This is a genomic window from Inquilinus sp. Marseille-Q2685 (assembly GCF_916619195.1).
GTDB lineage: Bacteria > Pseudomonadota > Alphaproteobacteria > DSM-16000 > Inquilinaceae > Inquilinus.
In genome coordinates, this window is record NZ_CAKAKL010000007.1 from 296659 (window position 1) to 311473 (window position 14815).

At 69.0% G+C, this 14815-nt stretch carries 13 protein-coding genes; 8 read left to right on the plus strand and 5 right to left on the minus strand.

Annotated elements, in window-relative coordinates; all coding sequences use genetic code 11:
- The first annotated feature begins 76 nt into the window (after positions 1–76).
- The 3 genes from LG391_RS27190 to LG391_RS27200 all read left to right on the plus strand — a co-directional run bounded on the left by LG391_RS27190 (position 77) and on the right by LG391_RS27200 (position 2892).
- Complete coding sequence (locus LG391_RS27190) at positions 77–583, plus strand: tripartite tricarboxylate transporter TctB family protein (RefSeq protein WP_225771188.1); 507 nt, start codon at positions 77–79, stop codon at positions 581–583.
- 68 nt (positions 584–651) lie between these two features.
- Positions 652–2175 carry a tripartite tricarboxylate transporter permease gene (locus tag LG391_RS27195; protein WP_225771189.1) on the plus strand — a complete coding sequence of 508 codons (1524 nt, stop codon included), beginning with the start codon at positions 652–654 and terminating at the stop codon, positions 2173–2175.
- 18 nt (positions 2176–2193) lie between these two features.
- Positions 2194–2892 (plus strand): GntR family transcriptional regulator, encoded by a 699-nt coding sequence (locus LG391_RS27200; RefSeq protein WP_225771190.1) that lies wholly within the window; start codon positions 2194–2196, stop codon positions 2890–2892.
- 109 nt (positions 2893–3001) lie between these two features.
- Here the strand turns inward: LG391_RS27200 and LG391_RS27205 are convergent, their stop codons facing one another.
- On the minus strand, positions 3002–4018 hold the full coding sequence (locus LG391_RS27205) for a DMT family transporter (RefSeq protein WP_225771191.1): 1017 nt from the start codon (positions 4016–4018) through the stop codon (positions 3002–3004).
- Between the two features lie 185 nt (positions 4019–4203).
- Here LG391_RS27205 and LG391_RS27210 point away from each other — a divergent pair, with 185 nt between their 5' ends.
- Entirely contained in the window at positions 4204–5040 is an 837-nt protein-coding gene (locus tag LG391_RS27210) for an AraC family transcriptional regulator (RefSeq protein WP_225771192.1), read from the plus strand.
- Positions 5041–5265: 225 nt separating this feature from the next.
- Here the strand turns inward: LG391_RS27210 and LG391_RS27215 are convergent, their stop codons facing one another.
- Positions 5266–6156, minus strand: coding sequence for a LysR family transcriptional regulator (locus LG391_RS27215; RefSeq protein ID WP_225771193.1), 891 nt, complete (start codon positions 6154–6156; stop codon positions 5266–5268).
- On the opposite strand from LG391_RS27215, the gene LG391_RS27220 reads away from it, so the two are divergent.
- Positions 6112–7128, plus strand: a complete 1017-nt coding sequence (locus LG391_RS27220) for an SDR family oxidoreductase (RefSeq protein WP_225771194.1) — start codon at positions 6112–6114, stop codon at positions 7126–7128. The two genes, LG391_RS27215 and LG391_RS27220, sit on opposite strands and share 45 nt — an antisense overlap.
- Positions 7129–7311: 183 nt before the next feature.
- On the opposite strand, the gene LG391_RS27225 is transcribed toward LG391_RS27220, so the two are convergent.
- Positions 7312–8316: an NADP-dependent oxidoreductase gene (locus tag LG391_RS27225; protein ID WP_225771195.1), complete on the minus strand. Its 1005-nt coding sequence runs from the start codon at positions 8314–8316 to the stop codon at positions 7312–7314.
- A 104-nt stretch (positions 8317–8420) separates the two neighbouring features.
- Here LG391_RS27225 and LG391_RS27230 point away from each other — a divergent pair, with 104 nt between their 5' ends.
- On the plus strand, positions 8421–9356 hold the full coding sequence (locus LG391_RS27230; RefSeq protein WP_225771196.1) for a LysR substrate-binding domain-containing protein: 936 nt from the start codon (positions 8421–8423) through the stop codon (positions 9354–9356).
- Between the two features lie 82 nt (positions 9357–9438).
- Here LG391_RS27230 and LG391_RS27235 read toward each other — a convergent pair whose 3' ends face one another.
- Entirely contained in the window at positions 9439–10179 is a 741-nt protein-coding gene (locus LG391_RS27235) for a dienelactone hydrolase family protein (protein ID WP_225771197.1), read from the minus strand.
- Positions 10180–10582: 403 nt separating this feature from the next.
- Between LG391_RS27235 and LG391_RS27240 the strand changes: the two genes are divergently transcribed.
- On the plus strand, positions 10583–11383 hold the full coding sequence (locus LG391_RS27240; protein ID WP_225771198.1) for a response regulator transcription factor: 801 nt from the start codon (positions 10583–10585) through the stop codon (positions 11381–11383).
- Between the two features lie 91 nt (positions 11384–11474).
- Here the strand turns inward: LG391_RS27240 and LG391_RS27245 are convergent, their stop codons facing one another.
- Entirely contained in the window at positions 11475–13061 is a 1587-nt protein-coding gene (locus LG391_RS27245) for an ATP-binding protein (protein WP_225771199.1), read from the minus strand.
- 685 nt (positions 13062–13746) lie between these two features.
- Here LG391_RS27245 and LG391_RS27250 point away from each other — a divergent pair.
- Positions 13747–14802, plus strand: coding sequence for a LysR family transcriptional regulator (locus LG391_RS27250; protein WP_304608568.1), 1056 nt, complete (start codon positions 13747–13749; stop codon positions 14800–14802).
- Positions 14803–14815 lie beyond the last annotated feature (13 nt).

Below are 14815 nucleotides of genomic sequence, written 5' to 3' on the forward strand. Positions count from 1 at the left end.
CCGGCCCCGGGCCGGGAGCCGCTTCCGGCGGCGCTCGCCCCGCGGGTGCCGCACAGCCTTCCGGGGAGGATCGGGCATGGCGCACCACGACCAGGAAGACGGCGGCACCGTCAGCGTGCGGATCGTGGAGATCGCCGTCGCGGCCGTCCTGATGATCGTCGCCGTGGTGGTGATGGTCGACAGCCTGCGCGTCGGCATCGGCTGGGCCTATGACGGGCCGGAATCCGGCACCTTTCCCTTCTATGTCGGCGTCGCCCTGTTCCTGGCCAGCGCCGGCACCCTGCTGACCAATCTGGTCGGCCGCTCGGCCGATCTCGGCAGCTTCGTCGGCCGGGAACAGCTCGGGCTGGTGCTCAAGGTGCTGGTGCCGACCATCGTCTTCGTGGCGCTGATCGGCTTCATCGGCCTCTACGTCGCCGCGGCGCTGTTCATCGCCTTCTTCATGCGCTGGCTCGGCAAGTACCCGGCGGTGAAGATCGTGCCGGTCGCGGTGCTGGTGCCGGCGGCGCTGTTCCTGATGTTCGAGCTCTGGTTCCTGGTGCCGCTGCCAAAGGGGCCGCTGGAGACCATGCTGGGCTACTAGCCCGGACCGACGCGAAACAATCCCGAGACCCGCGGCAGGCGGGCGGAAGCGAACGCTGGGAGGGACCGTTGGACGCTCTCTACTCTCTGATTCACGGCTTCGGCGTGCTCGCCGACCCGATGAACATCGTCTACATGTTCGTCGGCATCACCCTCGGCGTGCTGATCGGGGTCCTGCCCGGCCTGGGCGGCGCCAACGGCGTGGCCATCCTGCTGCCGCTGACCTTCGCGATGTCGCCGACCTCGGCGATCATCATGCTGTCCTGCATCTACTGGGGCGCGCTGTTCGGCGGCGCCATCACCTCGATCCTGTTCAATATCCCCGGGGAGCCGTGGTCGGTCGCCACCACCTTCGACGGCTATCCGATGGCCCAGCAGGGCAAGGCGGGCGAGGCGCTGACCGCCGCCTTCACCTCCTCCTTCTTCGGCGCCTTCGTCGCCGTGGTGATCCTGACCTTCCTGGCGCCGATCATCGCCGGCTTCGCCCTGAGGTTCGGGCCGGCGGAGTTCTTCGCGGTCCAGCTCCTCACCTTCTGCAGCTTCATCGGCATGGGCCGCGAGGCGCCCCTGAAGGTGATCGCGGCGATGATGCTGGGCTTCGCCCTGGCCGCGGTCGGCCTCGACACCGTCACCGGCCAGCTGCGCATGACCTTCGGGTCGACCGAGCTGCTGCGCGGCTTCGACTTCCTGATCGCGGTGATCGGCCTGTTCGGCATCGGCGAGATCCTGCTGACCATGGAGGAAGGCCTGGCGTTCAAGGGCAAGAACGCGAAGATCAACGCCAAGGTGGTGCTGCAGGCCTGGGCCCAGCTGCCGAAATACTGGGTCACGGCGCTGCGCGGCGCGATCGTCGGCTGCTGGATGGGCATCACCCCGGGCGGCGCCACCCCGGCCTCGTTCATGAGCTACGGCCTGGCCAAGCGCTTCTCGCGCAACGGCAAGCGCTTCGGTCGCGGCGAGATGGAGGGCGTGGTGGCGCCGGAGACGGCGGCCCATGCCGCCGGCACCAGCGCGCTGCTGCCGATGCTGACCCTCGGCATTCCCGGGTCGCCGACCGCGGCGGTGCTGCTGGGCGGCCTCCTGATCTGGGGCCTGCAGCCCGGGCCGCTGCTGTTCGTGGAGCAGCGCGACTTCGTCTGGGGCCTGATCGCCAGCATGTATCTCGGCAACATCGCCGGGCTGATCGTGGTGCTGACCACGGTGCCGCTCTTCGCCTCGATCCTGCGCATCCCGTTCAGCATCATCGCGCCGGTGATCATCACCATCTGCGCGGTCGGCGCCTACACGGTCAGCAATGCCCTGGCCGACATCAGCGTCATGCTGGTCTTCGGCGTCGTCGGCTACCTGTTCAAGAAGCTGTCCTACCCGCTGGCGCCCCTGGTCCTGGCGCTGGTGCTGGGCGACATGGCGGAAGGCTCGTTCCGCCAGGCGATGCTGCTGTCCCAGGGCAGCCTGTCGATCTTCTGGTCGAACGGCCTGGTCGGCAGCATCGTCGCCCTGGCCCTGGTGATGCTGTGCTGGCCGCTGATCTCGGCCGTGATCGCGCGGCTGCGCGGCGGCGCCAAGCCGGGCGACGCCGTTGCGGCGGATTGATGGAGCGGGGAGGGGGCCGTGCTCGAGGCGCGGATCAGCACCCGGCTGGCGCTGCCGCGCCTCGACGCCAATGACAGCTTCCGCACCCAGGCCTATCTGGCGCTGAAGCACGCCATCGCCGGGATGGACCTCTACGACCATCCCGGCGAGATCCGGCTGGACGAGCGGCAGCTGTGCCGGGACCTCGGCGTCAGCCGCACCCCGATCCGCGAGGCACTGACGGTGCTGGAGCAGGAAGGCTTCGTCCTGACCCTGCCGCGCCGCGGCATCTTCGTCCGGCGCCGGACGAAGCGCCAGATCGTCGAGATGGTGCAGGTCTGGGCGGCGCTGGAGAGCATGGCGGCGCGGCTGGCGGCGACCGTGGCGACGGATGCGGAGATCGCGGCGCTGCGCGATCTGTTCGCGGGCTTCGAAGGCCGGCCGGCGGCGGAGATCGACGGCTATTCCGACGCCAACATCGCCTTCCACCGGGCGATCGTCCGGCTCGGCGGCAACCGGCTGATCGTCGCCCGCACCGCCGACCTGTTCCTGCAGATCGACGCCATCCGCCGCCGCACCATCCGCGAGGACGACCGGGCCGACCGCTCGATCCGGGACCATCTGCGGATCATCGAGGCGCTGCAGCGCCGCGACGCGGATCTCGCCGCCCGGCTCGACCGCGACCACACGCTGGGCCTGGCCGAGCATATCGAGCGGCACTGTCACTTCCTGGCGTGAGCGGGGTCGGCGGGGGTACGAGAACGCATTGCCTCTCCCGTTTACGGGAGAGGTCGGGCTCGCGCCGCGAGACCGGGTGAGGGCGGGTCCCGGCCTCGACACACTCCCCTCACCCGGAGCCGCTTCGCGTCTCCGACCTCTCCCGCAAGCGGGAGAGGCAATCGGTGAGCGCCCGGGAGATCCGTGAAGGCAACCGCGGGATGGCCGCGCCTCCCGGCACCACCGCGATGGCGAAGCCGAGCAGGATCAGGCCGATGCCGATCAGGTGGAAGCCCCGCACCGGCTCGCCGAGCAGCAGGAAGGCGAGCGCCGAGGAGTAGACCGCCACGAGATGAAAGGACGCGCCGGTCAGCGCCGGGCCCAGCGTCGCGACGCAGCGGTTCCACAGCCCGGCCCCGAGGAGCGAGGAGAAGATGCCGATGAACAGCAGCGACGCGATGGCATAGGGCTCGACCGGGATCGACCGCCCGGCCGCCGCCTCGGCCAGCCAGAAGGGCAGCATCAGGACGGCGGTCGTGACCGTCAGCGCCGCCATGAACACCATGTCCGGCACGCCTTTCGGGCGGTAGCGCAGCAGCACGGAATAGAGCGCATAGCCGGCGGCGGCGAGGAGCACCAGGACCTCGCCGCCGCCGATCGACAGCGCGGCGAGCGTGGCGGGATCGCCCCGCCCGACGATCCAGCCGACGCCGAGGAAGGACAGGACGATGCCGGCGACCACGCGCGGGCGCGGCGCCTCGCGGGCGATCGCCCAGGCGAACAGCGGCACCATCAGCGGCAAGGTGGAGTTGAGCATCGCCGCGGTCGCCGCCGGCGTGCCGTGCAGCGCGATGTAGTTCAGCAGCGGATAGCCGGCGAGGCCGCTGGCGGCGCAGGCGGTGATGACCGGCCAATGCGCCAGGAGCGTGCGCCGATGCACGGCCAGGGCGCGCCAGACGAAGGGCAGCAGCACGGCCGAGGCGATCACCCAGCGCCAGAAGGTCAGGCCGAAGGGCGGCAGCTCCTGGGCGAAGGCGCGGCCGATCACCAGGTTGCCGGCCCAGAACAGCGGCGGCAGGGGCAGCAGCGCATAGGGGCGGCGCCAGACGAGGTCCGGCAGGCGGGCGGGCCGCAGGGACGTGGTCACGGTGCTGCCCCGGCGGAACCGAAGCGGCGCCCGCCGTCGCTCTCGCGGGCGGGGTATTCCGGCGTCTCGTGGTAGAAGGGGGATGCCATGGCGGGCCACCTGAGGGATGATCCGGGCAGTCTGGCCCTGGCGCGGCCGGCGCTATTGGCGGAAATCGAGGCTTCAGAGGATGAACGGAGGGCGGCATGGCCCGGGTTGATCGGCTCAACATCGCCCATTACTGGCAGGACCGGACCGTCCCGGGCCTCAGCCTGATGCAGGCGGATTTCCGCACCCAGGAATATCCGCCGCATCGCCACGAGGCGCTGGTCGTCGCCGTCACCGAGCTCGGCGGCTCCATCATCAAGACCCGCGGCGTGGCCGAGCCGGCGAGCGAGGACCAGGCGCTGTTCGTGTTCAACCCGGTCGAGCCCCACGCCGGCTGGATGGGGGAGAGCCGGCGCTGGCTGTACCGCGCGCTGTATCTGGAGGAGGCGGCGCTGCAGGAGGTGGCGCGGTCACTCGGGGTCGAGGGCCTGACCTACTTCCCCCGCAGCGCCTATGCCGACCGCGCCCTGAGCGCGGGATTCCTGTCGCTGCACCGCGCCCTGCAGGCCGGGCGCGACCCGCTGCTGGAGCGCGAGCTGCTGGTGTCGACCTTCGGCACCCTGTTCCGCCGCCACGGCAGCGGCGAGGGGCGGATCCAGCCCGGGCCCCGCGACCGCACTCGGCTGCGCGCCGCCACCGAGTTCATCCAGGCGCGCCTGAGCGAGACGATCTCGCTGGCGGATCTCAGCGCCGCGGTCGGCCTGACCCAGTACCAGCTGATCAGCCTGTTCAAGCGGACGACGGGCCTGACGCCGCACGCCTATGTCACCCAGCTCCGCGTCGACCGTGCCGCCCGCTACCTGGCGCAGGGCCTGCCGATCGCCGAGGTCGCCGTCGCCGCCGGCTTCTACGACCAGAGCGCGCTGACCCGGCACTTCAAGCGCTGCCACGGGATTACACCGCTGCAATACGCCGAGGCGACGCGCGCCGCCTAAGGAGGGAGCTGTTGCCGCTTTCGGCTTGGCGCGGACGTTGTCCGGTGAAGATCTGGGCTGTCCGGTGCGTCCCTGTTTAGTCCCGGCTTGGCTAAGACCGCGGCGACGATACCCCTTTCATCGACTTTCGCGAGGGACGACCTGAGGTTTGGTCGAGGATGTCCGCTTCGGAGCTACCGGCGCGGTGGCCGGATATGGCGCGGTCTGGCCAGACGGTAGCGGCCGTCACTTGCCGATATAGGCGGCCAGTTCATCGGGCGTTCCCGTCGGAAATGCCTGTTTCAGATGATCGAGAAACGCCGATACCCGGGCGCTGAGCAGCCGCCTGGACGGGTAGAGGGTCCACAAGGCGATTTCGGGCCCTTCATCGTCGCCCCAATGCACCAGCGAGCCGTCGGCCAGATCATGGCTCACGAGCGACACGGGAAGGCGGCCGGCACCGACGCCTGCCCGCACGGCATCCCGGACCATCATGAGCGATGACAGGGCGAGGACCGGCTCGATCGCGATCACGGCTCGGCCGTCAGGCGTCTTCACGGCCCATTCCCGTCGATCGACTGCCGAGCGGACCACGGCTGGAGCGGCGAGATCTCCGGCCGGTCGGGCGAGGCCGGGGCTCGCCACGACCACCAGCCGGTCGTGCAGGAAGGTCCGTCCGACCAGGCTGTCATCGGGATCCGGGTTGACCCGGATCACCAGGTCGAATCCCTCCTCGATCAGGTCGACGGGACGGTCCTCGGTCGAGACCTCCAGCCTCACCTCCGGATAGGCCAGGGCGAAGCCGGCGGCGATCTTGCCCATGGCCGTCTGGGAGAACAGCAACGGGACGCTGACCCGCAACCGGCCTCGCGGCCTCTCACCGCCGGAGGCGATCGCCGTCGCCGTCTCCTCGAGTTCGGTCAGCAACCGGCCCGCCCGCTCGAACAGCGCCCGTCCTTCCTCGGTGAGCTTCAGCGCGCGCGAGCCGCGCTCGAACAGGCGCAGGCCGAGGGCGGCTTCCAGCTCGGCGACCCGCCGGGACAGGGTCGCCTTGGGGCGACCCGTGGCGCGTGCGGCTCTTCCGAACCCGCCGTGGCGGGCGACGAGATTGAAATCGGCAAGAGCGAGCAGATCCATATGTTTCACCAGCGGGACGGTCTGTCCAAATATAGCGTCTCCTGGTTTGAATTTGGATCGGTCATCTACAGGGCGTCTTCGACCCAAACCGGAGTGACTCCCATGACCATCCTCGTGACCGGCGCCACCGGCCGTGTCGGCCGTCATCTCGTCGACCAGCTCGTCCAGCGCGGCGCCGCCGTGCGCGTGCTGACCCGCGATCCCGCGAAGGCCGGTTTCCCGGCCGGCGTCGAGGTCGCACAGGGCGACCTGCTCGATATCGATGCGCTGCGGTCCGCGTTCTCCGGCGTCCGCACGCTGTTCCTGCTCAACGCGGTCACGGGCGACGAATTCACTCAGGCGCTCGTTACCCTGAACATCGCCCGCGAGTCGGGCGTCGAGCGCGTCGTTTATCTCTCGGTGATCCACGCCGACCGTTTCGTGAACGTGCCGCATTTCGCGGTGAAATCCGGCGCGGAGCGGATGATCGAACAGATGGGCCTCAGCGCCACGATCCTGCGTCCGTCCTACTTCATCGACAACGAGCTGATGATCAAGGACGTCATCCTCAACCACGGCGTCTATCCGATGCCGATCGGCGGCAAGGGCGTCGCCATGATCGACTCCCGCGACATCGCCGAGGTGGCGGCGATCGAGCTGATCCGCCGCGATCAGGCGCCGGGCAAGCTGCCGGTCGAGACCATCAACCTGGTCGGTCCCGACACGCTGACGGGTCAGGGCGTGGCTGCGATCTGGTCGGAGGTCCTGGGCCGCCCGGTCGTCTACGCCGGCGACGACCCCGGCGGGTTCGAGCAGAACCTGGCGACCTTCATGCCGAAGTGGCAGGCCTATGAGATGCGCTTGATGGCCGAGCGCTATGTCAGCGACGGCATGATCCCGGAGGCCGGCGATGTCGAACGTCTGACCAGGATCCTGGGCCGGCCGCTGCACTCCTATCGCGACTTCGCGGCCGCGATCGCCTCGGCGGCGTGACGGCGGGCATCCCAACGATCACCCTGCGCGCCGAGGGCAAGCTCTGATCCTCCACCCTGACCAGCGGAACTGCTTCCCTCGGGAGTCTCGCCACCGGCGGCACCCATCCCCGGATCGGGCATGGGGGCCGCCGAGGCCAGGGATCGCGACGGAGATCCCCCATCCCGATTTCGGTCGGGAGCATCACTCGACGGTGAGGACGATCTTCCCCCGGATATGTCCCTTTGCAGCACGTTCATGGGACTGGCGCGCTTCGGAGAGCGGGAAGGTGCTGTCGATGAGGACGCGGATGGTCCCATCATCGAGCAGGCGTCCGGCCTTCTCCAACTGGGCGCCGTTCGAGCGAACCTGGGTGGTTGAAACGGTGACGCCCAGCCGTCTGGCCTCTTCGATGCCGGAGAAGCCTAGCGGAAAGATCGGGAACAGCGCACCGCCGCGTTTCAGGGTGCGGAGGAAACGTCCCGTGCCCGGGCCGCCGACCGCGTCGACAACGAGGTCGACGCCGCGGACCACGTCCTCGACTGCCGTCCTTGTGTAGTCGATAACCTCGTCGGACCCCAGCCCTCGCAGAACGGGCTCGTGCTTGCCGGAGGCGACGGCGATGACATGCGCGCCCTTCCACTTCGCCAACTGCAACGCGAGGTGCCCCACGCCGCCCGCGGCCCCGTTCACCAAGACGGTCCTGCCCTGAAGCGGCACCGGCACATGCCGGTCCGGCTGGAGCGGGTTCGGCTCGTCATGTCCCAGCTCGATCATGAACTGCCACGCGGTCAGCAGCGACATCGGTGCCGCGGCGGCGTGCACATGATCGATGGCGGCCGGCTTGCGGGCAAGCTCCGACGCCGGCACTCCGACATACTCGGCATAGGCTTTGCTTTCCCCCGCAAGGCCGGTCGGAAAGCGCACCATGGAATAGACCTCGTCGCCGGGCGAAAACCGCTCGACGTCGGCCGCCACGGCTTCGACCACGCCGGAAATGTCCGTACCGGGTATCGCTGGGAATGACACCTGCGGCTGCCACTCCGGGGGCAACATCTTGTAGCCCTCTCGCAGATACCAGTCGGGCGGATTGAGGCCGACCGCGTGAACGCGGACGAGAACCTCGCCGGTCGCCAGGTGGGGCCTAGGCGCATCCTCGTATCGCAGCACCTCGGGGCCACCGAACGCATGGAAGCGGATCGCCTTCATCCTACTGCTCACACGAACCTCCAGAATTGCGACACTGTGGTCGCCAACAGTTATTCACTCATCTGAAGATTGATAATGACGCCGTCTTTCGCTTCTGTAGTGCCATGAAGGAACAGGTGGCGTTCGAGAGGTTGACCGGCTTGATCGCGTTCGCGCGCGCCGGATCGATGGGAAGCTATAGCGCCGCTGCCCGGTCGCTATCGATCTCGCCTTCGGCAGTCAGCAAGAGCGTGCAACGGCTCGAGCAGCGGCTGGGCGTATCGCTCTTCACGCGCACGACCCGCTCCCTGACGCTCACGCCTGAGGGTCGCGAACTGCACGACCGCGCGCTCAAGCTGCTGCGCGATGCGGAAGAGATCGAGCAGGCGGCGTTGACAGCGCGCGCCGAGCCGTCGGGCACCTTGCGGATTGCCGCCTCCCTGCCGATCGGAATGCATGTGATCGCGCCCGCGCTGCCGACCTTTCGCAGGCTCTACCCCAAGGTGACGATCGACCTGCGGCTGAGCGACCAGATTGTCGACATCGTCGATCTGGGAATCGATATCGCGGTGCGGATCGGCGACCTGGCGGACTCGCGACTGCTGTCACGCCGCCTCGCGCCACATCGCCTCTGTGCGTTCGCGTCGCCAGCCTATCTGGCCGCGCGGGGCACCCCGATGCACCCCGACGAACTGTCGCGGCACGACGCTGTCAACCTCCGCTACCAGAGCACGGGCCAAGTGTTTCGCTGGCCTTTTCGGATCGGCGAGCGGGTGGTCGAGATCGTGCCGCCGTCCGGCGTGATCGTCGACGCGAGCGATGCGGTCGTCGCGACGCTCGCGGCTGGTGGCGGCATCGGGATCAGCGCGGACTTTATCGCGTCCACCTATGTCGCGCGCGGCGAACTGGTCCCGGTGCTGTCCGAGTTCGCCGTCGAGCGGCACAACATCACTGCCCTCTGGCCGGAAAGCCGCCGCACCAACCCAGCTGTCCGCACATTTCTGGCGTATCTGCAGGAGACCTTTCAGGAGCGGATGAGCGTGCTGGAATCGCAGGTCTGACCCTGCCCACTCCCACCGAGCCGTGGCCATCGCGCCTCGCCGCGCTTCGGGGTGAGCCTCCATCCTCACCAGAATGGTGCTCTCAGCGATGATCCTCGCGCTTGCCGGCAGCGGGCGCTTCGAACACCTCCTCGAACAGCGCAAGCATCATCCGCCATGACCGCTTGTCCGCGGAGGCATCGTAGCCGTAGCCGGGCCTGTTCAGCCGATCGGCGTCGGGGTTGGTGTAGGCATGTCCGACCCCGCCGAAGAGGTGCAGTTGCCAGTCCACCTGCTTTCTCTGCATCTCCGCCGCGAACGCGGCCCTGTCCTCCGGCGGCACGTCGGGGTCCTGGTCGCCGATCATCATGAGGACCTTCGCCTGGATCGGCTGGTCCGGGCTTCCCGCGGGACGCATCAGACCCGGATGAAAGCCGACGGCGCATCGGACGGGCGCCCCGCCGCGCGCCAGTTCGAGAGCGGTTATCCCTCCCTGGCAAAAACCGATCGCGGCCGTCCGCTCCCGGTCCACCCCGGGCAGGGCCGTCAGGACGCCGAGCGCGGCGCTCGCCCGGGCGAGCATCAATCCCGGCGCGGACATCAGCTCGACATGGCGGCTCACCGCCTCGGGCAGCGAAAATCCCTCGGCGCCATACATGTCGAGCGCGAATGCGGCATAGCCCAGTTCGGCCAGCCGTTTCGTTCGCGCCCGGATATGATCATTCATCCCGAAGGCCTCGTGCGCGACCAGGATCGCCGGCTTCTTCTCCTGCGGCGCACGGTCGGCGAAATAGCCCGTCAGCCTGGTCCCTTCACATTCGTAGGCGATCGTTCGTGTCTCCAATGTCCCGTCTCCTCGGCGTAGCGAAGGTCATCCCTTCGGGCTTCACGACACCGCGCCGGCTTGGGCGAGGCGAAATGTCGGTGCGCATGCACGCCGCCAGTCTAGCCTCTCGATCGGAGACCACGAATGCGTTGGCGTGACTGCGACCAAAGCTGCGCCTTGCCGGATGTAATCTGGACTCATCGATAGAGGAGATCTGGATCTATCGGATCGGAACGAGTGACGGCTAAATCCACTATGCTGCGGGTTGCCCGGAAGGTGGTGGTGGCGGTATCGGCGTTTCTGAAAGTGATTTGAGGCAAATATAAATAAATTGCCTCCTGCCGCGCCCTTCTGCCGAACCGACATCTCTACCGGGGTAGCCGTATTCGTGACGTTGTCTCGTCTCGACAGGGAGGTGGACATGGTTTCGGATCAACATGCGAACGATGCTTCCCTCCTGTCGTCCGGTGCCGCGGATTGGCAGTCCGGGACCGCTGACGGCCGTGCTTCGCGCCTGTTGACCGGCCGATCGACCGCCCCTGTCACGAGTTCCGGACTCGGCCGGGACGCGATTGCGGTGATCGATCGCCGCGCGCTCGGCCGAGACGTCCTGACACGGTCGGTCGAGCTGGCCGGCGGGTGCCGCAGCATCACCGCCTTCTCGAATATCGACGAATGGTTGATCGATGGGTCCGCTCACGAAACGTCGGCGGTCCTGCTCGGAGTTGGGGATGCGGACAGCGACGATCCGGAGGTCGCCGGAGACCTGAGGCGTCTCGCGGAATGCCATCCGGATATTCCGGTGATCGTCATCGGCGACAGGGACGATGCGGCCCAGGTGGTCGCAATCCTCTCGCAGGGTGCCAGCGGCTATATCCCGACCAGCATGGGTTTGAGCGCAGCGGTCGGAGCCATCTCGCTTGTCATCGCCGGCGGCGTGTTTGTTCCCGCAAGCGCGCTGCTGGACATCGGGAATCCGGACACGAGGCGATCGGCACCTTCCGAAACCCGGTTCGGCCTCACCGAACGGCAGGGGGCAATTGCAGATCGAATTGCCCAGGGAAAGCCGAACAAGATCATCGCCTATGAGCTCAACCTGAGCGAGGGCACCGTAAAGGTGCACGTTCGTACGATCATGAGGAAGTTGAAGGCCAGGAACCGCACTGAAGTGGCTTTCAAGCTGCATGCCGTTCAGAGACGGCCGGCCGCGCGGACCTTCTAGTCTAGGTGCGCAGCGGGTATCGGTCCATGAGCACCGGAAACGCTCGAGACCGTGGTCGGACGGCTTCGCCGGGAGTGTCGACGGAAGTCTCTCAGGAGAGCGACGGGGCCGGCTCGGTCTCGCCGGCCGCGGCGGTCTCCTCGCCGGCGGCGGCGTCGCGATCGTCCACGATCTTCGCCGGCACCTCCTCCGGCGCGTTCGGGTCGCCGGGGGCGGTCTCGCAGCCCAGTTCCGGCACCGTCACGATGCGGTGGCCGCCGCGGCCGGCGGCGCGGCAGACGATGAAGCCGCGCTGCTCCATATAGGACAGGAGGCGCCGGGTGCGGCCGACCGACTGGGTGCCGTAGGCGCGGGCGATGGTGGCGTCGGACGGGCAGGGGGCTCCAGCCATCGCCGCCTTGACCAGCAGCAGGAAGATGCCCTGCATGTCTTCCGGCAGCTCCCGTGCCAGCCCGGTCGCGTGCTGCCAGGCCGGGCTTTCCGCCGTGTCGGTGTCGACCCCGGCGCGGGCCACGGCCAGCCGGCCGCGGAAGCCGGCCAGGTCGAGCGCCGGGGCGCCGCGGCTGCCGACCCGCTGGATGCGGCAGCGCACCAGGAAGTCCTGGTACAGCACCGAGATCGGGCGGAAGGCCGAATCCTCCTCCGCCACTAGGTCGCGCAGCACCGCGTCGATCGCGGCGTCGCGCTCGGCCTGGGTCATCGGGTCCGCCTCCTCCTCCACCACAGGGGTGTCGGGGCGGCTGCGGATCAGCTGGGCCAGCAGCTCGGCCGTCGATTGCGGCGGCTGCGGCGGCGGCCGCGGCGGGCGGGGCATCGGCGGCTCGGCCTCGACCGCCTTGAAGATCAGCTCGTGCACGTCCTCGGGCGGCGCCTCGGGCATCGGCAGCAGCTTCGGGCTGGTCGAACGCGCGCCGGTCTCGACCGCGCCGATCCGGATCTCGATCGGCCGGCGCGACAAGGCCGGGCCGAGGGCGACGAAGCGGCCGCGGCCGAGGTCGCGGAACATCTCGGCCTGGCGCCGCTCCAGCCCCAGGAGGTCGGCGGCCCGGGCCATGTCGATGTCGAGGAAGGTGCGGCCCATCAGGAAGTTCGAGGCCTCGGCCGCCACGTTCTTGGCCAGCTTGGCCAGGCGCTGGGTGGCGATCACCCCGGCCAGGCCGCGCTTGCGGCCGCGGCTCATCAGATTGGCCATGGCGCCCAGCGTCGCCTTGCGCGCCTCCTCCGACACGTCGCCGGCCGCGGCCGGGGCGAACAGCTGGGCCTCGTCCACCACCACCAGCACCGGGTACCAGAGGTCGCGTTCGGCGTCGAACAGCCCGTTCAGGAAGGCGGCGGCGGCGCGCATCTGCGAATCGATGTCGCAGCGCTCCAGGTTCAGCACGGCGGAGGTGCGGTGCTGCCGCACCCGGCCGGCGATGCGGTACAGGTCGTCGTCGGACCGGTCGCCGTCGACCACGATATGGCCGAAGCGGTCGGCCAGGCTGACGAAGTCGCCCTCGGGGTCGACCACCACCTGCTGCACCCAGGCGGCGCTCTGCTCCAGGAGGCGGCGCAGCAGATGCGACTTGCCAGAGCCGGAATTGCCCTGCACCAGCAGCCGAGTCGCCAGCAGTTCCTCGAGATCGATCATGGCCGATGCCCCGTCGGACAGCGTTCCGATGTCGATTTGAACCGTCATCACCCCTCCGCACACTCCCCCGCCGCCCGGGGACGGCGGGGCCGGGCATGGTCTATCACGACCGGGCGGGCCGGGGGCAACCCGATGGGGCAGGGCAGGGTCCCGGCATGCCGAATCCCTCGACCCGCCGGGCCGGGGCTATATCAATAATGGATAGCGTGATGCGGGAACCGGATCCGCGCGGGGGCGGGACGCCGCAGCCGGGCACAACGCCCGGCCGCCCGCAATGGCCGTCCGGCAAGGGTTGCGGCCGGTCGCGGCGCGTCCGGGCAGGCCAACAGTTTGGGAAATATCGGACAATTCGCGGGCGCCGGTAACGGAGACGGCTCGCCCTCGGCGCTTGACTCCATCCGGCTTGGTCTGAGCATCTGTTCATAAATTGAGCATAAGATCATAGCTACCCTGTCGGGCAGACGCCGTGCCAGCCGGATGCCGGTGCCGGCCGGCAGGCAGCGGCATCGCCAGAACGGCTTTGGATCAACCCGAGGAGGCCCCGCCCCATGGTTCGGACGATGACGAACGCCCTGGCCCCGCCGGCATGGACGTCCATCGCCGGGGGCGTGCCCTGAGAGGTCCGATCCCCACGAATCGTGTCGCCAGGAAATCTTGACGATCCACGACCTCCCCGCCGGGCGGGAGAGGTGCCCGGTCCTTCGCCCGCCTCTGTCTGGAAGAGGGAAGATGCATGCTTGAATACGCATTCACGCCGACGGCTCCGGCGTCGCAGGCGCAGCAGGCCGCGGTCGGCGGCGACCGTCAGTCGGCCCTGCAGCGGCCAGCGATGAACCTGGCCTCGGTCGACCTGAACCTGCTGGTGGCGCTGGAGGCGCTGCTGCAGTTCCGCAACGTCACCCACGCCGCCCAGCATGTCGGCCAGAGCCAGCCGGCGATGAGCCGGGCCCTGGCCAGGCTGCGCGGCATGTTCAACGACGACCTCCTGGTCCGCACCTCGACCGGCCTGGCGCCGACGCCGCGGGGCGAGCGGCTGGCCGAACTGCTGCCCTCGGTGCTCGGCGCCATCCGGGAGATCGTGACGAGCCGCAGCTTCGCTCCCGGCGAATGGCGGTCGAAGGTGACGATGGCGATGCCCGACCACCAGTCCCTGGTCCTGCTGCCGCGCCTGCTGCCGCGGCTGCGCGAGCGGGCGCCGCATCTCGACGTCGTCACCGATCCGCTGCTGGCCGGCGCCCTGCGGCGGCTCGAACAGGGCGAGATCGACCTCGCCGTCGGGCAGATCGGCGACACCCCGCCCGGCTATTTCCGGCGCAGCCTCTACGCCGACCGCTTCGCCTGCCTGCTGCGCCGGGACCATCCGGCCCTGGCGCAGGACTGGACGATCGAACGCTTCTCGACCCTGCGCCACGCCGTGATCGCCTCCGGCGCCGAGGACGGCTTCGGCCAGGTCTATGACGGGCTGGCCAAGCTGGACCTGCCGGACCGCGACCCGATCCTGGTCCCCAACATGCTGACGGCGCCGGCGATGATCGCCGAGACCGACCTGGTGCTGACCGTGCCGCACCGCGTCGCCACCCGCGTCGCCGCCATGCTGCCGCTGGCGGTGGTCGACCCGCCGCTGGAGCTGCCGGCCTACGAGGTGGCGCTGATCTGGCATGAGCGCCGCCATCGCGACCCGGACCACAGCTGGCTGCGCGGCGAGATCGCCGCGGCAGCGCTCGCGGCGGTTCATGGCGGCCGCCGGGCCGCCGGCCCGATGGGATTGCACGGCGGCCCGGCATCCTGATGATGCTGCAGGA